Source organism: Desertihabitans brevis (genome assembly GCF_003327535.1).
GTDB classification, from domain to species: domain Bacteria; phylum Actinomycetota; class Actinomycetes; order Propionibacteriales; family Propionibacteriaceae; genus Desertihabitans; species Desertihabitans brevis.
Window position 1 is genome coordinate 136,301 of sequence record NZ_QOUI01000003.1, and the last position, 18,807, is coordinate 155,107.

The 18,807-nt window shown below is 73.2% G+C and carries 17 protein-coding genes; 7 read left to right on the forward strand and 10 right to left on the reverse strand.

The features are described 5' to 3' along the window. Positions 1-101 precede the first annotated feature (101 nt). From DT076_RS06125 to DT076_RS06135, 3 genes are read left to right on the forward strand one after another with little or no spacing between them, the layout of a single operon-like run. A complete protein-coding gene (locus DT076_RS06125) occupies positions 102-1,031 on the forward strand; it encodes a metal ABC transporter substrate-binding protein (protein ID WP_114125784.1) in 930 nt (309 codons plus the stop codon). Then, entirely contained in the window at positions 1,028-1,939 is a 912-nt protein-coding gene (locus DT076_RS06130; protein ID WP_114125785.1) for a metal ABC transporter ATP-binding protein, read from the forward strand. Before DT076_RS06125 ends, DT076_RS06130 begins: the two co-directional genes overlap by 4 nt. Further along, on the forward strand, positions 1,936-2,802 hold the full coding sequence (locus DT076_RS06135; protein ID WP_233493700.1) for a metal ABC transporter permease: 867 nt from the start codon (positions 1,936-1,938) through the stop codon (positions 2,800-2,802). Before DT076_RS06130 ends, DT076_RS06135 begins: the two co-directional genes overlap by 4 nt. A 67-nt stretch (positions 2,803-2,869) precedes the next feature. On the opposite strand, the gene DT076_RS06140 is transcribed toward DT076_RS06135, so the two are convergent. The 4 genes from DT076_RS06140 to DT076_RS06155 form a co-directional block, all read right to left on the reverse strand. Beyond that, positions 2,870-4,183: a serine hydrolase domain-containing protein gene (locus DT076_RS06140; RefSeq protein WP_114125786.1), complete on the reverse strand. Its 1,314-nt coding sequence runs from the start codon at positions 4,181-4,183 to the stop codon at positions 2,870-2,872. A gap of 34 nt (positions 4,184-4,217) precedes the next feature. After that, entirely contained in the window at positions 4,218-5,084 is an 867-nt protein-coding gene (locus DT076_RS19315; RefSeq protein WP_158548058.1) for a hypothetical protein, read from the reverse strand. Between the two features lie 4 nt (positions 5,085-5,088). Continuing rightward, the gene (locus DT076_RS19320) at positions 5,089-6,243 is read right to left on the reverse strand and encodes a hypothetical protein (RefSeq protein WP_114125787.1); all 1,155 of its coding nucleotides are present in this window, start codon (positions 6,241-6,243) and stop codon (positions 5,089-5,091) included. Positions 6,244-6,327: 84 nt separating this feature from the next. Continuing rightward, positions 6,328-6,996, reverse strand: a complete 669-nt coding sequence (locus DT076_RS06155; RefSeq protein ID WP_114125788.1) for a metal-dependent transcriptional regulator — start codon at positions 6,994-6,996, stop codon at positions 6,328-6,330. A gap of 154 nt (positions 6,997-7,150) precedes the next feature. Between DT076_RS06155 and DT076_RS06160 the strand changes: the two genes are divergently transcribed. From DT076_RS06160 to DT076_RS06170, 3 genes are all read left to right on the forward strand, one after another. Beyond that, positions 7,151-8,215: a 5'-3' exonuclease gene (locus tag DT076_RS06160; RefSeq protein WP_233493704.1), complete on the forward strand. Its 1,065-nt coding sequence runs from the start codon at positions 7,151-7,153 to the stop codon at positions 8,213-8,215. Positions 8,216-8,277: 62 nt separating this feature from the next. Next, complete coding sequence (locus DT076_RS06165) at positions 8,278-8,928, forward strand: hypothetical protein (protein ID WP_114125789.1); 651 nt, start codon at positions 8,278-8,280, stop codon at positions 8,926-8,928. Further along, the gene (locus tag DT076_RS06170; protein WP_114125790.1) at positions 8,925-9,881 is read left to right on the forward strand and encodes a hypothetical protein; all 957 of its coding nucleotides are present in this window, start codon (positions 8,925-8,927) and stop codon (positions 9,879-9,881) included. The genes DT076_RS06165 and DT076_RS06170 overlap by 4 nt, the downstream gene beginning before the upstream one ends. A gap of 65 nt (positions 9,882-9,946) precedes the next feature. Here DT076_RS06170 and DT076_RS06175 read toward each other — a convergent pair whose 3' ends face one another. Together DT076_RS06175 and DT076_RS06180 are read right to left on the reverse strand one after the other, a co-directional pair. Next, positions 9,947-10,504: a DUF805 domain-containing protein gene (locus DT076_RS06175; protein ID WP_114125791.1), complete on the reverse strand. Its 558-nt coding sequence runs from the start codon at positions 10,502-10,504 to the stop codon at positions 9,947-9,949. Positions 10,505-10,589: 85 nt separating this feature from the next. Next, on the reverse strand, positions 10,590-11,153 hold the full coding sequence (locus DT076_RS06180; protein ID WP_114125792.1) for an NYN domain-containing protein: 564 nt from the start codon (positions 11,151-11,153) through the stop codon (positions 10,590-10,592). Positions 11,154-11,344: 191 nt separating this feature from the next. On the opposite strand from DT076_RS06180, the gene DT076_RS06185 reads away from it, so the two are divergent. Beyond that, on the forward strand, positions 11,345-12,889 hold the full coding sequence (locus DT076_RS06185; RefSeq protein ID WP_114125793.1) for an alanine/glycine:cation symporter family protein: 1,545 nt from the start codon (positions 11,345-11,347) through the stop codon (positions 12,887-12,889). 72 nt (positions 12,890-12,961) lie between these two features. Here the strand turns inward: DT076_RS06185 and DT076_RS06190 are convergent, their stop codons facing one another. From DT076_RS06190 to DT076_RS06205, 4 genes are all read right to left on the reverse strand, one after another. Then, complete coding sequence (locus tag DT076_RS06190) at positions 12,962-13,405, reverse strand: Hsp20/alpha crystallin family protein (RefSeq protein ID WP_114125794.1); 444 nt, start codon at positions 13,403-13,405, stop codon at positions 12,962-12,964. Positions 13,406-13,410: 5 nt separating this feature from the next. Then, positions 13,411-13,983 carry a GrpB family protein gene (locus tag DT076_RS06195; RefSeq protein ID WP_114125795.1) on the reverse strand — a complete coding sequence of 191 codons (573 nt, stop codon included), beginning with the start codon at positions 13,981-13,983 and terminating at the stop codon, positions 13,411-13,413. A gap of 46 nt (positions 13,984-14,029) precedes the next feature. Beyond that, positions 14,030-16,876 (reverse strand): FAD-binding and (Fe-S)-binding domain-containing protein, encoded by a 2,847-nt coding sequence (locus DT076_RS06200; RefSeq protein ID WP_233493706.1) that lies wholly within the window; start codon positions 16,874-16,876, stop codon positions 14,030-14,032. 116 nt (positions 16,877-16,992) lie between these two features. Then, a complete protein-coding gene (locus tag DT076_RS06205; RefSeq protein WP_114125796.1) occupies positions 16,993-18,777 on the reverse strand; it encodes a CocE/NonD family hydrolase in 1,785 nt (594 codons plus the stop codon). Positions 18,778-18,807: the final 30 nt, after the last annotated feature.

The window sequence follows — 18,807 nt, forward strand, 5'->3', positions numbered from 1 at the left end:
GCCGACGTCCGATGGTAAGACATCGCACCGACCGTCCGCCATCCACGGAGTTCGCCGCACCGAACTCCTGCGTGCGTCGATGCGAAGACTATGGTTCTCCCATGCGGAGGAACGCTGCGGCGTGGACGGCCGTGGTCGGCGTCCTGGTGCTGCTGCTGTCCGCCTGCCAGCCGGCGGCCCGGGCTGAGGACGACGATCGTCCGCTGGTCCTGACGACGTTCACCGTGCTCGCCGACGTCGCCCGCAACGTCGCCGGGCCGCACCTGCGGGTCGAGTCGATCACCAAGCCGGGCGCGGAGGTGCACGGCTACGAGGTGACGCCGGGCGACCTGCGGCAGGCGTCCGAGGCCGACCTGGTCCTCGACAACGGGATGGGGCTGGAGGGCTGGTTCGAGCAGTTCGTGGCCGAGCTCGACGCCCCTCGCGTGGTGGTGAGCGAGGGCGTCCAGCCGATCGACATCGCCCCCGACCCGGAGAACCCGGGTGGGTACGCCGGACGTGCCAACCCGCACGCCTGGATGAGCCCGCTCAACGTGCAGCGCTACGCCGCCACCATGGCCGACGCCTTCGCCGAGCTCGACCCCGCCCACACCGCCGACTACCGCGCCGCCGCCGAGCGCTACGCCGCCGAGCTGCAGGACGTCCACGACGACCTGGTCAGCCGGCTCGCCGACCTGCCGCCGGAGCACCGCGCCCTGGTCACCTGCGAGGGGGCCTTCTCCTACCTGGCCCGCGACGCCGGGCTGAGCGAGGTGTACCTGTGGCCGGTCAACGCCGAGCAGCAGGCGACGCCGCAGCAGATCGAGCGCGCGATCGGCACCGTCCGCGCTGCGGGGATCCCCGCGGTGTTCTGCGAGTCGACCGTCTCGGACCGGCCGATGCAGCAGGTGGTGCGGGCCACCGGCGCCCGCTTCGGCGGTGTCCTCTACGTCGACTCGCTGTCCGAGCCGGACGGGCCGGTGCCCACCTACCTCGACCTCATCCGCCACGACACCGACCTCATCGCCACCGCCCTCGGAGGACGCCCGTGACCACCCCCGCCGTCGAGGTCGACGCCCTCACCGTGCACTACGACGACGTGCTCGCCCTCGACGACGTCACCCTGCGGCTGGCGCCCGGGCGGGTGTGCGGGCTGATCGGCATGAACGGGGCCGGCAAGTCGACGCTGATGAAGGCGGTGCTCGGTGCCGTGCGCCCCGACCGCGGCACGGTCCGGCTGCACGGGCTGACGCCGGCGCGGGCCCGCCGGAGCAACGTCGTCGGCTACATGCCGCAGAGCGAGGCCGTCGACTGGGACTTCCCGCTGTCGGTGCGCGACGTGGTGATGACCGGGCGCTACGGGCACCTCGGGTTCACCCGGCGTCCGGGACGCCGCGACCGGGACGCCGTGGACGCCGCGCTCGACCGGGTCGGGCTGGCCGACCTCGCCGACCGGCAGATCGGGCGGCTGTCCGGCGGCCAGCGCAAGCGGACCTTCCTGGCCCGCGGGATCGCCCAGGAGGCACGGGTGCTGCTGCTCGACGAGCCGTTCGCCGGTGTCGACACCACCTCCGAGGCCACCATCACGCGGCTGCTGCGCGAGCTCGCCGGCGACGGTGTCACCGTGCTCGTCTCCACCCACGACCTGCAGGCTCTGCCCGAGCTGGCCGACGAGGCGGTGCTGCTGCGCCGGCGGGTGCTGCGGCACGGTCCGCCGGCGGAGGTGCTCGCGCCGGAGACGCTGGCGCTGGCGTTCGGGCTGGAGGAGTCGGCCGGCGCTGGTGGGGCCCTTCGACAGGCTCAGGGCGCTGGGGTCGGGTCGGCCGCGCAAGCCCCACCACAGCGGGCTGAGCCTGTCGAAGCCCGAGCACCTGGGGCCCTTCGACAGGCTCAGGGCGTTGAGGTTGGGGATCAGGGCGCTGGGGTCGGCGAAGCGCACGACGACAGGGGCGTGCGGTGATCGAGTGGTTGGTCGAGCCGTTCACGTTCGGCTTCATGCAGACCGCGCTGGCCTCGACGCTGGTCGCGTCGGTGACGTGCGCGGTGCTGTCGTGCTGGCTGGTGCTCATCGGCTGGTCGCTGATGGGCGACGCCGTCTCGCACGCGGTGCTGCCCGGGGTGGTCCTGGCCTACGTGGTCGGGGCACCGTTCGCCCTCGGTGCGCTGGTGTTCGGGGTGCTGGCGGTGGTGCTCATCGGGGTGGTCCGCGACACCGGGCGGGTGAAGGAGGACGCCTCCATCGGGATCGTGTTCACCACCCTGTTCGCGCTCGGGCTGGTGCTGGTCTCGGTGACGCCGTCGCAGACCGACCTCACCCACATCATCTTCGGCAACCTGCTGGGCGTCTCCCCGGCCGACCTGGTGCAGATCGTCGTCCTCGGCGCGGTGGTGCTGGTGGTGCTGCTGCTCAAGCGCCGCGACCTCGTCCTCTACGCCTTCGACCGGGTGCACGCCCATGCCATCGGGCTGGACGTCCGGCTGCTGTCGGCGCTGCTGCTCGGCCTGCTCGCCCTCACCTGCGTGGTGGCGCTGCAGGCGGTCGGGGTGGTGCTCGTGGTCGCGATGCTCATCATCCCCGGGGCCACCGCGCACCTGCTCACGGAGCGGTTCACGCGGATGCTGGTGCTCGCCCCCGCGCTCGCGGCGGCCTGCGGGGTGCTCGGGCTCTACCTCAGCTACCACCTCGACACCACCCCGGGACCGATGGTGGTGCTCGCCCAGGGAGCGGTGTTCGCGGTGGTGTACCTGGCCAGCCCGCGCAACGGCCTGGTCGGACGCCGGCTGGCCGCGGCGCGTCGCCGGCGCAGGCTCGCGTCGGTCTGAGTCGGGCGGATCGCCCTTCGACGAGCTCAGGGCGTTGGGGTGGACTGGCCACGCTGCCCCACGTCGGTCACGGCTGGCGCGGGACGAGCCGGCCCAGGTGGTGCACCGCGGTCACGACCTGCCCCGTGCGCACGAACGCGCTCTGCAGTCCGGCGAACGGTCCGTCGGCCACCAGGAACCGGTCGTCCGGCAGCGGCTGCAGCGGGAACTCGACGGTCTCGCTCGTGCCGTCGTCGTCGATGATCGTGCCGCGGATGACCAGACCCGAGCCGGCGCTCCGCACCTCCAGCTCGATCCCCTCGGCCCGGAACGTCCCCGTGTACGGGGCCAGGTCGGCGGCACTGCGCTGGACGACCTCGGGCGAGGTCTCGCTGAGGTCGAGCCGCGACGCGAGCACCGAGGTGGTCAGGCGCTCGCTCAGCTGCCGGCCGGCCGGGGCGGCGTTGGTCAGCACGACGACGGCGAAGCCGCGCTCGGGGGCGACGGTGACCGAGGCGTGCTGCCCGGACACGTCTCCGCTGTGCTCGAGCAGCCGGGTGCCGTCGACCTGACGCAGCATCCAACCCAGACCTATGCCGACGCCGGGCATCACCTCGTGCGGGGTGCTCGCCGACCCCATCGCCCGCAGGGAGTCGGAGGCCAGGACGCGGGTCCCGTCCGGAGCGGTGCCCTCACCGAGCTGGAACGCCGCCCACGCCAGCAGGTCGGTGGTGCTGCACGACAGCCGTGCCCCGGCCGGCACCCAGCCGCGCGGACCGCTCCAGGTCGTGACGTCCGCCCCGTCGGTCGAGCGCCGGCCGACGGCGAACGGCCGGGTCATGATCACGTCCAGCTCGCTCGACGTCTGGGTCAGCCCGAGCGGGGTGAGCACCAGCTCAGCCAGCGCACGGTCGAACGTCGTGCCGGTGACCTCCTCGACCAGTCGACCGGCGAGGACGAAGGAGGCGTTGTTGTACGCCGCCGCCGAGCGCGGCGGGAAGCGTTGGGGGAGGTCCGCCAGCAGGTCGACGACACGGGTGATCGCGTCGTCGCCTTCTCCGGTGTCGGGCCAGCTGTCCATCCCGTCCCAGCCGGCGGTGTGGTTGAGCAGGTCGAGGACGTCCACCTCAGCCGGCAGCCGCACCCCGGGCAGGTAGGCGCTCACGGGCCGGTCGAGGGCCACCCGACCCTGCTCGACGAGCACCATCACGGCGGTCGCGGTGAAGCTCTTCGCGACGGAGCCGATCTGGAAGAGCGTGGCCGGTGTGATGGGGGTGCCGCCCTCAACCCTGGTCCAGCCGCTGACGGCGATCTCGGACCGGCCCTGGTGCACGACCCCGACGGCCGCGCCGGGGATGGCCAGCTCTTCAGCCAGCGCGGCCAGCTCGTCGGCGAGGGTCACGTGGGCAAACTACCCGCCGGGCTGCGTCTCGGCGCTAGCGGCCGGAGGGGCCGCGGGTGGGGGCGGTGTGGTGGCGGAGCGGGGCGTTGGAGCGTCCGGCCGCCTGCTCGCGGCGTCGCGCCACCTCGGCGGTCGGGGTCGTCCGGACGCTCTCGGGAGGCGTGAGGTCGGGGCCGCGGCCGATGTCGGTGGCGGGACGGGCGAAGCTGGCCCGGACGCGCTGCTGCGCCTGCTGGGTGCGGGTGAAGCTCTGCCAGGCGTCCGGCACCGACAGCTCGCGCCCCTCCTGGCGCGCACGGGCGTGCTCGCGCTCGTAGTGCCGGAACGCCTGGCCGGCGTCGCGGAAGGCCTCCCCCATCGCGGTGTGGGCGGGAAACCGCTCCTGGAACTGGGCGATGCTCTGCGGGTCGGAGCAGTCGACCACCGCGAAGCGCTGGGGGAACCGACGCTGCGCCGCGTCGAGCGCAGCCCGCACCTTCGGGTCCTTCAGCCGGCTGAGATCGGCATGGGCCCAGACCCTCGTCTGCCCGCGCGCCGCGGCCCGGGCGTCGAGCTGGATCTGCCGCAGGACCGCCGTCCGGTCTCCGCCACCGACCTTCGTCTCGATCCCGAAGCCCAGGTCCTCGTTGCCCAGGTCGTGGGTGCGCCGTGGACCGGCCGCACCCAGTCTCACCTCGGTCGACCATCCTCGCGCCGCCGTGTAGCCGTGCGACCCGATGGCCATCGAGGTGAGGTCGCGGAAGCCGTGCCCGCGGCGCTGCTGCTCCGGCCAGAACTGCCGGGCCCAGTCGCGGGCCCGCTGCCAGCCGTCGACCTCCTTCGGCGTCTCGCCCCGGCGCAGCTTGCGGGCCCGGTACCGCTCGAAGGCCTCGCGTTCGTCGGGCGGGAGTGTGTCGGTCACGGGGTCAGCCGAACAGCTTCGCGAACTCGATCTCGGCCCAGGCGGGGTAGGCCGGACGCCCGGCCTCGACCCACTGCCCGTAGGTCTCCTGCTGGTACCCGAAGGTCGTCGACAGCTCCTCGCCGGTGCGCCGGCCGACGACCGAGGTGAGCAGGGTCAGCAGCGTCACCGGCTCCAGGTCGTAGGGCAGCTCCACCACCGGGAGCCGGCCGTAGGTGTCGGACACGTCGGCGTAGCGCCACCGGCCCTCGAAGTTCCGCACGAACACCTCGCCCAGGTAGCGGTGGAAGGCGTCGATCGTCCCCGCGTCCTGCGGTGACGTCCGGGGGTTGGCAGCGTCCATGTCGGGGAAGATCCGCAGCGCCGCCGCCTCGGCGTGCCGCACACCCTCGAGGCCGAAGCGGTCCGCCGGCATGTCGGGGACCACCTCGGCGAAGAACCGGTCCAGCCCGGCCTCCATCCCGGCCAGCCACTCCTGCCACACCGGATCAGCCTCCAGCTCGGCGTAGTGGCGCTGCAGCTCCGCGTACTCGCGCTCGTCCTGCGTCATCCCGCCTCCTGTGTCCTCCGCGTCGTCTCCGGCCCCGACGTCCTCCGGCGTGAGGCCCGCGATCGGGTCCCCGTGCACCCGCACCCAGTCCAGGTAGCCGGGCCGGCCGGCCGCCACCCAGGCGCCGTGCTGCTCGACGTGGCGGCGGTACTCGGTCAGCCACACGTCCCCGGTCCGCTGGTCGGCGGCCTGGTTGAGCAGCACCCGGACCGACGTGGCCTCGGCCGTGTACGGCAGCCCCACCGCCGGGTCCGGACCGTGCCCGTCGTCGGCGTCGAGGTTGACCCACCTGCCGTCCAGACGCCGGATGAACACCTCACCGAGGTAGCGGTGCATCGGATCGGACGTGGCGAAGTTCTGCGGTGTGGCGCTCGGCTCCGCGGAGCGGATGTCGGGGTAGAGGCGCAGCGCCGCCTGCTCGGCGTGCCGCAGCCCCTCCTCACCCCACGGGTCGTCCGGCATGTCGGGGACGACCTCGGTGAAGAACGAGTGCAGCGACGCCCGCATGAACGAGGCCCACTCGACCCACTCCGGGTCCTGGGCCCGCTCGGCCAGCTCCTCCTGCCACTGCGCGTACGCGTCGGCGAAGCGGTCCGTCAGATCTGCCACGTGCTCACCTCCTCGACACGGCCGACCCTACTGAGGTGCGGGGTCCGTCGTCGCTGATGGCGGCAGCAGGTCGAGACGCGGCGCTCACATCCCTGAGACCCAGATCGACTCGGCCGCGGCGGCACCCAGGCTGAGCGGCGTGCGGTCCACGGCGAGCTCCAGGGTGCCGGCATAGGGAGTCGGTTCGCGCACCTCGACCACGGTGCCGATCCGGACGCCGCGGTCGGCGAGGAACTGCAGCAGACCGGGGTCGGTGTCGCTGATCCGCTCCACCCGCACCCGCGACCCCGGCTCGACGGTGGTGAGCACCACCGCCGTCGGCAGCTCCACGGTGCCGTCGGCGCTGGGGATCGGATCGCCGTGGGGGTCGCGGCGGGGAAAGCCGAGGACGGCGTCGATCCGGTCGACCATCAGGTCGGAGACGGCGTGCTCCAGCGTCTCGGCCTCGTCGTGCACCTCGTCCCAGGAGTAGTGCAGCGACTCCACCAGGAACGCCTCGATCAGCCGGTGCCGGCGCACCATCGCCAGCGCCAGACGCCGCCCCTCGGCGGTCAGCTCGACCGCGCCGTAGCGGACGTGGTCGACCAGGCCCTGCTCGGCCAGGCGGCGGACCCCGTCCGAGACCGAGGACGCCCGCAGCCCGGTCCGCTCGGCCAGCACCGTCGTCGTCACGGGCGCCTCCGACCACTCCGACAGCGTCCAGATCGCCTTGAGGTAGTTCTGGGCGCTGGCGCTCAGCTCGGAGACGGACACGGCCGCAGTCTAGGAAGTCCGCCCGGCCGCGGGCAGCGGTCAGCGGGCGGTGCTCGCCCCCTTCGACAGCTCAGGACGACGCTTCGACAGGCTCAGGGCGTGGGAGGCAGGTCGGACGGGGTTCGGTGTCGGTGGCGTGGCGCATGATGGACGGGTGAGTGCTCCACCCGTGCTGCTGGCCGTCGACGGCAACTCGTTGCTGCACCGCAGCTACCACGCGCTGGCCGGGACGGGGGCGCGGACGGTGACCGGGGAGCCGGTGTGGGCGGTCCGCGGGCTGCTCACCCAGGTGGTGGCGGCCGCCGACCGGGTGGGGCCGTCCCTGGTGCTGGTCGGCTTCGACGACCCCGAGCACAGCCGGCGGCGCACCCGCTGGCCGCAGTACAAGGCCCAGCGCGCCGACAAGCTGCCCACGCTGGTCTCCCAGCTGCGGCTCGCCGCGGCGGTGCTGCGCGAGCTCGGCGTGCACGTCGTCACCCCGGACGGCCTGGAGGCTGACGACGTCCTCGCCACCGCCGCCGCCCGCACCGCCGCCGCCGGCGGACGCACCGTGCTGGTCACCTCCGACCGGGACGCCTTCGCCCTCATCGACGAGCGCACCAGCGTGCTGCGGGTCATCAACGGCGGCGTGGACGCCTCCCCGCTGATGACCCCGGACCGGCTGGAGCTGCTGCTCGGCGTCCGTCCGCACCAGTACCGCGACTTCGCCGCCCTGCGCGGCGACCCGTCGGACAACCTGCCCGGGGTCTCCGGGATCGGGCCGAAGCGGGCCGCCCGCCTGCTGGCCGCGTTCGGCACCGCGGAGGCGGTCTTCGACGACGTCGCCGCCGGCGGCGCCCGGGTGGCCGGGCTGGTCGGCCCGGGCACCCGCGACCGGTTGGCCGACCCGCAGGCCCGCGCCTGCTGGGAGCTCAACCGGGCCGTGATGGCCAACGTCTGCGACGTCGAGCTCGGCCTCCACCCCGACCGCCGGCCGGGCCGGCTGCCGCTGTCGCCGGACGTGGTGCGGCGGGTGCTGGTCGGCCACGGGCTGCCCGGCACCGCCAAGGTCGCCGAGCGCTGCCTGTCCGGGCTGGAGCCGTGCCATCCCGGACCGCCCGTCCCCGGTGACCCCGTGGTCGACTCCCTGCCCTGGGACGCCCGCGCGGAGTGGCGCTCGCGGCAGACCCTCCCGCCGCTGCCCACCCGTCCGGTCGACCTGCAGGCCACCCTGTTCTGAGCCAGGGTCACCCCGGGGCATCTCCCCTTCTGGTCGCACCGGCGACACGGTTGGATGGGTCCGTGCTGTCGGACCTGTTCCAGCTGGTCCTCGCCGAGGTGGGGGCGGCGCTGACGCTGCAGCCGCACGTCAGCGGTGTCGGCGCGGGCGACCAGGTGCTGGTGGGTGCGGTGCTCGCGGTGCTGGTGGCGGTCTCGATGCTCGCCGGCGAGAGCGCGCTGCTGGCCATCAACCGGGTCCGCGGGCTCGCCTACTGGCTCACCCTCGCGATGACGGCCACCGGCGTGCTGCTGCTCTACCTCACCCAGGCGAGCCTGCTGTGGGTGCTGGGCATCGCCATCGGCCAGCCCACCGACTGGCTGGTGCTCGCCTACGCCACCCTGCTCGCGGCGTCGCCGAAGCTGCTGTCGTTCATCCAGATCGTGCCCGGCTTCGGCCCCTTCCTGGGACGCCTGCTGTCGGCCTGGGGGTTCCTGGTGCTGTGGGCGGCCACCGCGTCGGTGTTCGCCGTGGGCGAGGGGCTCGCGCTGCTCGTCGCCGCCACCGCCGGGCTCACCGGGCTGGCAGCCAGCCACTTCGGCGGACCGCCGCTGGTGCGCGTCCGCGACCGGATCTGGACGGCCATCACCGGACGTCCGATGCGTCGCTCCAGCGCGGAGCTGCTGCAGCTGCCCGGGCTGCTCGACGACGGTGTCGTGGGTGAGCGCCGGTGATCGCCGGGTTCCCCCTCGCCGAGATCGTCGTGGGGGCCGTCGCGCTGCTCCTGCTGCTGCTGATGACCGCCCCGTTCGAGGCGCTGTGGTGGTGGTCGCAGCAGGAGGAGCCGGTGCAGCGCCGTGCCCCGCGCGAGGTCGGCCCGGCTCCCACGCAGGGCACCACCTGGATCGTCTACCTGGCCGGTGTCGGCACCGCCTCCTCGGAGTCCAGCCGTCCCGAGCAGCCGCTGCTGGACCGGCTGCGCAACCGCCTCGGCGACGAGGCCGTCCTGGTCACCGGGGTCTTCCCGTACTCCGTCCTCGACCACGGCCTCACCACCGATCGCGACCTGTCCTGGCTGTGGCGGGTGCTGGACCGGATGCAGCGGCGCAAGTGGCCGGTGCTGCCGCTGCTGATCAACCTCTACAACGTCTTCCAGGTGCTGGTCTCGGCCGACCGCCGCTACGGGCCCTTCTTCAGCCTGGCGATGGCCCGCACCATCTGGGGACGGCTGCGGGCGGCGGGCTACCAGTCCGGCAGCGGCGACCCGGTGGTGCTGCTCGGCTGGTCCGGCGGCGGGCAGATCTGCCTCGGGGCGTCCTGGTACCTGGCCGACCAGGGGGCGCCGGTCTACGTGCTCAGCCTCGGCGGCGTGCTCTCCTCCGATCCCGGCCTGGACCGGGTGCGCCACCTGTGGCACCTCCACGGCTCCCGGGACCGGGTGCACCGGCTGGGTGCGCTGCTGTTCCCGTCGCGCTGGCCGACGTCGCGGGACTCCTCGTGGAACCGGGCCAAGCGGGAGGGACGCATCACCACCACCGAGATCGGCCCGTACACCCACTCCAGCTCGCCGTCCTACCTGACCCGGCGCCCGCAACCCGACGGCTCCGTGCCGATCGAGGTCACCACCGAGGCCCTGCTCGGCACCCTGGCCGGGGCGGGCCTGCTGGTACGCGACCGGGCCCGCTGACCCCGAGGTCAGCGGGCCCGTCGGCACAGCTCGGCGTGTGCGGCGCCTCGACGGAGGCGTCGCGGTCAGACGTTGTAGCGGTCCCCGTTCGGCGAGGTCGGCAGGCAGCACATGATGAAGACGATCAGGCCACCGATCGAGGGGATGAGGTTCAGCAGCACGAGGAACCCGGACTGGCCGGTGTCGTGCAGCCGCCGCACCTGCAGGGCGATGCTCGGCACGATGATCGCCAGCCCGTACAGGCCGATGATCAGACCGATGATGCCCAGACCGGCGCCGGCGCCCGAGCTGACCTGGGACGGGTCGGAGGCGCTGCCGGCGGTCGCCGCCACGATGGCGATCGCGATCACGTAGAGCACGGCGACGACGATGACGTTGAACAGCGTCGCCCACAGGAACTCGCTGCGGCTGGCGCGGCCGTTGAACTGGGCGTACTTCTTGAAGAACCGGCCGATCGCCTGCCCGAAGGAGGCGCCGTAGAGGGGCTGCGTCAGCGGGTCACCCGACGACGGGCCCTGGCCGTAGGGAGCGGGCTGGCCGTAGGGGTTGGGCTGGCCGTACGGCTGGGAGGGGACGCCCTGGGAGGGCCCGGAGGCCTGCGGGTCGTACTGCGGCTGTGTCATGGCGCAGACGCTAGTGCCGATGGAGGCCATCCGGGCGTCAGTTCCGCGACCGGAGGGCGGCGCGGCGTCACCACGGGCGTGGCGCTCAGAGGAACTGCGCCGGGTCGAACTCCTCGATCGGGATGACCCGCAGCCGCGGCAGCCGCTCGTTGAACGCCTTGACGTCGAGCTCCAGGTCGATCAGCTCCATCCCGCGCTCGGCCAGCGCGGTGAAGCCGGAGTTGCGGAACTCCGAGAACCCGACCAGGGCCGTCCGACGCTCGCCGACCAGCGCCGACATCTGCGGCAGGAAGTCGCCGTCGTGGCTGGCCAGCACGACGTCGCCGCGCCGGCGTCCGATCTCCTCCAGGGTGCGCTGGATGGCGATGTCGACGACCTTCTCATCCGGTGCCCCCGACAGCGGGACGGTGACGAAGCCGATCGCGGTCAGCGCCTGCACGAACGGCATCGGCAGCTCTCCGGGCACCGCGAGGAAGAACAACCCCTTCACCGGCTGGCTCCAGCGGGCCTCGACGAACTGCAGCAGCCGCTCCCAGCGCGGACGCTCCTGGGGCAGCGGACGGCGCCGCAGGATCGACTGACCGAGGGTGGCGTCGAGGTTCTCCCCGTCGACGAGCAGGTAGGTCAGGGGCGCGTCGCCGTCGGTCATGGCGGTCACGCTACGCCGCCGGACGCCTGGGTGCCCGACGACCCGCGCCAGGTAACGAAAAGATCACGAATGCGGTCCGGTCGCCGAGGGGCTTGCGGTCGGTGCGCACCGCGAGGTTGCCTGTGGGATCGGTCGACGCCGTCCCACCGGGGGGTGTCCGTCCCGCCGACATCCCCACAGGGAAGGACCGCATGAATCTCGAAGAGGCGATCAACAGCTTCCTGGACCCGTTCAGCACCGGGTTCGCCAACCTCGTCTTCGCCGAGGTGACGTTCGGCCCGGTCAGCTTCCCGGTCGTGGTGGCCTGGCTGATCCTGGCCGCCCTCGGCTTCACGATCTACTTCGGCTTCATCCAGTTCCGCGGCGCGAAGGTGGCCCTCGACGTCGTCCGCGGCAAGTTCTCCAAAGCCGACGACCCCGGTGAGGTCACCCACTTCCAGGCGCTCGCCTCGGCGCTGTCGGGCACCGTCGGGCTCGGCAACATCGCCGGCGTGGGCGTCGCGGTGACGATCGGCGGTCCCGGTGCCACCTTCTGGATGATCGTCGCCGGCCTGCTCGGCATGTGCACCAAGTTCGTCGAGTGCACCCTCGGGGTGAAGTACCGCGACATCGACGAGGACGGACAGGTCTCCGGCGGCCCCTTCAAGTACCTGCCGATCGCCTTCGGTGAGCGCAAGCACCCCGCGCTCAAGGTCGTCTCCCGCGTCCTCACCGGCGTCTTCGCCGTCTCCATCCTGATCTTCGGGGTCGCCGGCGCCGGCATGTTCCAGTCCAACCAGACCTTCCAGCAGCTGCAGTCGATCACCGGCGGCGCCGAGGACGGCCTGCTCAGCAGCACGACGGCCAAGCTGGTGGTCGGCCTCATCTTCGCCGGGCTGGTCGCCCTCGTCATCATCGGCGGCATCCGCTCGATCGCCACCGTCACCAGCAAGCTGGTCCCGGCGATGGCGCTCTTCTACGTGGTGGCCTGCCTGCTGGTGCTCATCATCAACGTCGACCAGATCCCGTCCGCCTTCGCCGCGATCGTCGACGGCGCGTTCAACCCGGTCGGCATCGCCGGCGGCGTGGTCGGCGTGATGATCGTCGGCTTCCAGCGCTCGGCGTTCTCCAACGAGGCCGGTATCGGCTCGGCCGCCATCGCGCACTCCGCGGTGAAGACCCGGCGTCCGGTCTCGGAGGGCTTCGTCGCCCTGCTCGAGCCGTTCATCGACACCGTCATCATCTGCACCATGACGGCGCTGACGATCATCATCGCCGACACCCCGTCCTACAGCGCGGCGCAGGAGGCCTACCGCACCGACCAGACCGAGGTCGGCGGCGTCACCCTCACCTCCGACGCCTTCGCCACGGTGCTGCCGTGGTTCCCGGTGCTGCTGGCCATCGCGGTGGCGCTGTTCGCCTTCTCCACGATCCTCACCTGGTCCTACTACGGCCTGAAGGCCTGGCACCACCTGTTCGGCAAGCGCCGCTGGAGCGACATCGTCTTCCGGGTGCTGCTCTGCGGGTTCGTCGTCATCGGTTGCCTGGCGGCCCTGTCCAGCGTGGTCACCATGGCCGACGCGGCCCTGTTCCTGTGCGCCTTCATCAACATCATCGGTCTGGTCATCCTGCTGCCGGTGGTGCGGCGGGAGATGACGGCCTACCTGCGCGACCGCAAGGCCGGCACGCTGCACGAGCTCGGCGCCGAGGACGAGGCGGAGCTCGCCGAGATCAAGCGGGAGCACGGCAACGACTGACCCCAGGCAGACGGGAGCCCCGCCACCGGAGCGGTGACGGGGCTCTCGTGGTCCCGTGTGCGGACGCCGCGATCAGGCCTTGGCCTCGATGCTGGGCGTGGTGCCCTCCGTGGAGCTGAGCACCTCGATCTTGCGCGGCTTGGCGCGCTCGGCCACCGGGATGGTCACGGTCAGCACACCGTTGTCGTAGCTGGCCGAGATGCGCTCGGTGTCGATGCCCTCGCCCAGGGAGAGCTGGCGACGGAACTTGCCGCCGAAGCGCTCGGAGGTCAGCCACTGGACGCCCTCGTCGCTGCGCGCGGTGCGCTCGGCGGTGAGGGTCAGGGTGCCCTCGTGGACGCTGACGTCGACCGAGCCCGGGTCCACCCCCGGCAGGTCGGCGAGCAGCACGTAGTGGTCACCCGCGCGGAACAGGTCGACCGGCATGAACCGGGGCACCCGAGACGTGTCACCGCTCATGCCCAGGAGCTGCTTGGCCATCGCGTCGAAGTCGGAGAACGGGTCGAAACGAAGCACAGCGATCACCTCCCACATGTGCGACCGGCCCGGCCACCGTGGCCGGGACCACTGGAGCTGTGCACCTCCATTTTTAGCACTCGAAGGGAGAGAGTGCTAGTCGTCGCGTTCGCCCTCAGCGAACGGGTCCCAGTCGTCGGCCAGGGCGTCGAAGACGCCGACTTGGCGGCCTCGACACCGGTGCCGCGCTTGAGCTCGTGGTACCGGTCGCGCGCCACCGGGTCGTCGCGCAGCCGCGCCCAACCCCGGACGAAGCGGGTGTCGTGCTCACCTCCGACGACGGTCACCGCGATCCCGACCACCGGGGGCACGGGGCGCTCGAAGGTCGCGAACTCGTCGGTCCAGAGGTGGCGGTGCACCGGCTCGGCCACCCGGTGCAACCGCTCCACCGCCACGTCGAGCTCGCCGGGGCCGACCCGCAGGTGCAGGTCGACATCGCCCTGGGTGAGCAGACCGGGCAGGCTGCTGCCCCCGGTGAGCACCAGCTCCCCCGGCACCTGGTGCCGCGCCAGCAGCGCCGCGGCGTCCCGGGCCGTCTCCCGGGCCCGGGCGACGGAGTCCTCGTCGGTGGTCAGCACCCGGGGATGGTCGCACCGCGGCGGCTCCTGGGCCAGCGGGTGGGGCTCAGCCGGGCAGCCGGGCGGCCAGCAGCTCGAGCACGTGCTGGTAGGACGCGCCGGTGGCACGGGTCATCCCGAGCTCGCAGGTGCGGTTGCAGGACGCGTACGCGTCGCCACCCACCCGCGCCACCTCGGCGGCCTCGGGGGCGGTCGCGGCGGCGGTGAGCTCGGGATGCAGCAACCCCCGGTCACCGGCGAAGGCGCAGCAGCCCCAGTCGACCGGCACGTGGACGTCCTCGGCGACCGCCGACGCCACCCGGGCCAGGTCGGCGTCCAGGCCGAGCCGGCGGGAGGAGCAGGTCGGGTGGACCGTGAGGCGGGCGACCCGGTCGGCCTCGGGCAGCCGCGGCAGCACCACGTCGGCGACGAAGGTCAGCGCGTCCACCACCTCCACCCCGGTGCCCTCCAGCGCGTGCCGCAGCCCCTCGGTGCAGCTGGTGGCGTCGCAGACCAGCGGCACCGCGCCGTCGGAGGTCGCCGCCCGGACGGCCAGCTGCAGCCTGGCCACCATCGCCGCGTGCCCCTCGGGCAGGCCCTTGGACGTCCAGGGCGTCCCGCAGCACAGCCCGTCCACCGTGCTCGGCACCGCGAGCCGGACCCCCGCTCGCGCGCACAGCTCCTGCACGCTCCACTGCACCCCGGGCGTGGGACGTCCGTCGACCTCGGCCGGGCCGAACAGGGCGCCGGTGCAGGAGGGCAGGAAGACCGCGTCGACCACCGGGCCCGGACGCCGGGCGAGCTCGCCGGCCACCGTGCTGCGGGCCGTCCCGCCCGCCGGCAGCTCCGGCGACCACAGCGGCACCGTCTCCGCGCCGGCGACGGCCCGGGCCACCCGGTTGAGCCCGCGCACCACCGGGCCGGGAGCGGCACCGGCCACCGACAGCGCGGTCGAGCCGAGGCGTCCGACGGTGTCCCAGTGGCCGGCGGCGGTGCGCCAGGCGGCCCGCTCGGGTGCGGGGTGGTCGTCGGTGCGGAGCCGCTTGACCAGGTCGCCGGTGTTGATGAGCACCGGGCAGGCGGTCTGGCACATCCCGTCGGCCGCGCAGGTCTGCACCGCGTCGTAGGCGTACTGGTCGTCGAGCTCGGCGACCAGCGCGTCGTCCCCGGCCGCCCGGGCGCGGGCCCGCGCGCGGCGGACCACGATCCGCTGCCGCGGGGTGGTCGTCAGGTCGCGGGAGGGGCAGACCGGCTCGCAGTAGCCGCACTCCACACAGCGGTCGACCTCCTCCTCCACCGTCGGCGTCACCTTGATGTGGCGCAGGTGCACCTCGTCGTCGTCGGTGAGCAGCACCCCCGGGTTGAGGGTGCCGGCGGGGTCGAGCAGCCGCTTGGTCTCGCGCATCACCTCGTACAGCTCCTCGCCGAACTGGCGCCGCACGAACGGGGCCATCACCCGTCCGGTGCCGTGCTCGGCCTTGAGCGTGCCGCCGTGGCCGAGCACCAGGTCGACCATCGCCTCGGTGAAGGCGGCGTAGCGGCGCAGCGGCTCCGGCTCGGCGAAGCGGTCGGTGATCATGAAGTGGACGTTGCCGTCGCGCGCGTGGCCGAAGATCACCGAGTCGCCGTAGCGGTACTCCTCGAACAGCGCGGTCAGCGCGGTGCAGGTCTCGGCCAGGGCCGGCACCGGGACGGCGATGTCCTCCAGCAGCGCGGTGGTGCCCGAGGGGCGGGCCCAGGAGACCGCGGTGAACAGCCCCTTGCGCAGCTTCCACAGCGCGGCCCGGGCGCGGGCGTCGGTGGTCAGCGGGGCCGGGCCGGCGAGCGCCAGGTCGGCCAGCACCGGGGCGGCGTCGGCGGTGAGCGCGGCGAGCTGGTCGGGGTCGTCGGCCTGGTACTCCAGCAGCAGGGCGGCCTGCCGGTCGACGTCCAGGGCGGCCAGCTCGGGCGGCACCTCGGCCAGCGACTGGCCCACCCGCAGCGACACGGCGTCCATCAGCTCCAGCGTCGCGGCACCGGTGCCCACCAGGGCGGGCAGCGAGCGGTTCGCGGTGGCGAGGTCGTCGAAGACCAGCAGCGCCGACGCCGCGTGCGGGCGCAGCGGGACCGTGCGGAAGGTGGCCTCGGCGACGAAGCCGAGCGTGCCCTCGCTGCCGACCATCAGCCGGGTCAGCAGCTCCGGCACGGTGTCGGCGTCGACGAAGGAGTTGAGCCCGTAGCCCATCGTGTTCTTCATCGCGTACTGCTGCTCGATGGTGGCCAGCGAGGACGGGTTGGCGCGCACCCGGTCGCGTAGCCGCAGCAGGCCGGCGTGCAGGTCCGGCTCGCGGGCGCGGAGCAGCGCGTCGGCGTCCGGGGCGCCGGTGTCGACGACCGTGCCCGAGGCCAGCACCACCACCAGCGACTCCAGCGTGCGGTAGCTGTTCTCGGTGGTGCCGCAGGCCATGCCGGAGGAGTTGTCGGCGATGACGCCGCCGACGGTGCAGGCGATCTCGCTGGCCGGGTCGGGGCCGAACTTGCGGCCGTAGGCGGCCAGGTGGGCGTTGAGCCGGCGCACCGTGACCCCCGGCTGCACCCGCACCCGCGCGCCGCCGTCGAGCACGGTGAGGTCGGTGAAGTGCTGGCGGACGTCGACCAGCACGCCGTCGGTGACGCCCTGCCCGGACAGGCTGGTGCCGCCGCTGCGCAGGGTGACCGGGACGCCGGTGCGGGCGCTGGTGCGGAACAGCGCGCCGACCTCGGCGGCGTCGCGGGCCACCACCACGGCCTGCGGGGTCAGCTGGAAGTGCGACGCGTCCGGGCCGAGGGCGTGGACGTCGAGGGCCCGCGAGCGGACCCGCGCCGGCTCGGTGACGGCGCCGGCCAGCTCCGCCAGCAGCGTCTCGCGGGGCAGGTCGGACGTCGGGGTCAGCACGGCGTCGACCCTACGCCGCCGGGCGTCAGGTGCGTTCGGTCGCGGTGGGGCGGTGTGCGGGGCGGGGACGGGCGACCCCAACGCGCCCGGGTGGTGGCGCGCTGGGGTCGTCGGGGTCAGCCCCGGGGTGGGACCGTCAGGGTGAAGGTGCCGTCGGCGCGGTCGTCCCAGGTGGTGGTGTAGGCGGCCAGGTAGTCGTCGAGGTAGGGCGAGCGGGCGCCGTCGGTGGGCTCGTCGTCGGTGTTCTGCAGGTCCAGCTCGAGCCGGGCGCGGGTGATCGTGATCGTCTCCCCGGACGGGGTGTCGGCCCACGACCACGAGGTGTTGGTGCCGATCCCGACGGCAAGCTGGTGACCCTCACGGAGCGTCCAGTCGGTCGACTTGAGGTCGAAGGCGACCGAGCCGTCCTCGACCAGCGACATCTGCTCGTCGAACATCACCGCGGTGCCGTCGGGCGCGACGTCCCACAGCCGCACCAGCACGTTGCCGCTGCCCTCGACGTCCAGGAGCACCCGCGGGGTGCCGGTGACGCGGGTGTCGACGCGGACCGGCCGCGACCAGGTCTGGTAGCCGTCGGCGTCCTCGGTGGTGCGCGGCCCGCGGGCGACCCTGCTCTGCACCACCGGGTCGGGGGCGTGCTCCATGTCCCACGCCGTGTCCGCGCCGGCCGCCGCCAGCCGGGCGTCGCCCGCGCCGCCGTCGTCGACGTAGTCGTCGCGCTGCAGACGGACCGTGGTGGAGCGCGTCACCACCGGCCAGGTGTCCTCGGCGCGCCACCGGCCGGTGTTGTCCTCGACCACGAACGCCGGGTCCTCGACCTCGGGCTCGACGTCCTTGAGGTGCTCGTCGTAGAAGCGCAGCACCTCCTCGAACCAGCCCTCACGACCCATCCGCAGGACGCCGTCCGGGCCGCGGTCGTTACCACGCACGTGCTCCCACTGGCCGAGCCAGCCGCGCTGCTCGCCGTCGTGGTTCTCCAGGTAGGCCTGCATGTCCTCGGGCTTGGTGTTCGGCTCGATGAAGCCCTGGGTGACGAAGACCGGCACCTGGGAGCCCTCGGCCTGGGCGGCCAGGTCGCGGGCCTGCCAGTAGGCCGACTCCTCGTCGGGGTCCTGCGTGTCGGTGAGGTTGTCGGCGAAGCACTCGGGGTGCGACCGCTCGTAGGCGGCGTTGGCCCGGTACCGCTCGGAGTCGTCGGCCATCCCCTGGATGGAGGCGATCGAGTTGTAGGCGCGCGGCGTGCCGAGGTGGTTGGGCCGGCGCACGCCGTTGGAGAAGAGGTAGTTGTACATGTCCCAGACCGGCTCCTGGGCCACCACGGCGTCCAGGCCCTCAGGTTCGAGGTTGGCACCGACCAGCCCGGTGGAGGCGTCGTAGGACTTGCCGTACAGCCCCACCCGCCCGTTCGACCACGGCTGGCTGGCGGCCCATTCCACGGCCGCCTCGACATCGGCCTGCTCACCGGGGCCGACCCAGTCCAGGCAGCCGGTGCTGCCGCCGAAGCCGCGCAGGTCGACCATCACGAAGGTGTAGCCCTCGGCCATCAGGTCCGCGCCCTCGACCAGGTCGAAGAAGCGCTCGGACGGGCCGGTGTGCTCGAAGCCGTCGTCGCCGGTCTGGCCGGCGTGGGCGAAGTAGGGCCCGACCGACAGGATCACCGGCGTCTGCGCGTCGGCAGGCAGGTCGGCCGGGCGCAGCACGTCGGCGTGCAGCTCGACGCCGTCGGTGGAGGGCAGGTAGTGCTCGGTCCAGGCCGCACCCTCGGGCACCCGCGGGTTCTCCTCGGAGGTGACGGGGTCGTCGGGGGTGGGGATCGGGGCGGCCGTGGCGGGGGCCGGCACCAGGGTGGCGCCGACCAGCACCGCGCCGGCCAGCACCGGCAGCAGGGGACGGAGGTTCATTCGGGTGCTCCTGGGGTGAGGAGGGGTGGG

What these genes read in the sequence shown, in the direction of transcription:
- DT076_RS06125 (WP_114125784.1), top strand. Translation starts at nt 102, where the DNA reads ATGCGGAGGAACGCTGCGGCGTGGACGGCCGTGGTCGGCGTCCTGGTG.
- DT076_RS06175 (WP_114125791.1), bottom strand. Translation starts at nt 10,504, where the DNA reads ATGACACAGCCGCAGTACGACCCGCAGGCCTCCGGGCCCTCCCAGGGC.
- DT076_RS06180 (WP_114125792.1), bottom strand. Translation starts at nt 11,153, where the DNA reads ATGACCGACGGCGACGCGCCCCTGACCTACCTGCTCGTCGACGGGGAG.
- DT076_RS06185 (WP_114125793.1), top strand. Translation starts at nt 11,345, where the DNA reads ATGAATCTCGAAGAGGCGATCAACAGCTTCCTGGACCCGTTCAGCACC.
- DT076_RS06205 (WP_114125796.1), bottom strand. Translation starts at nt 18,777, where the DNA reads ATGAACCTCCGTCCCCTGCTGCCGGTGCTGGCCGGCGCGGTGCTGGTC.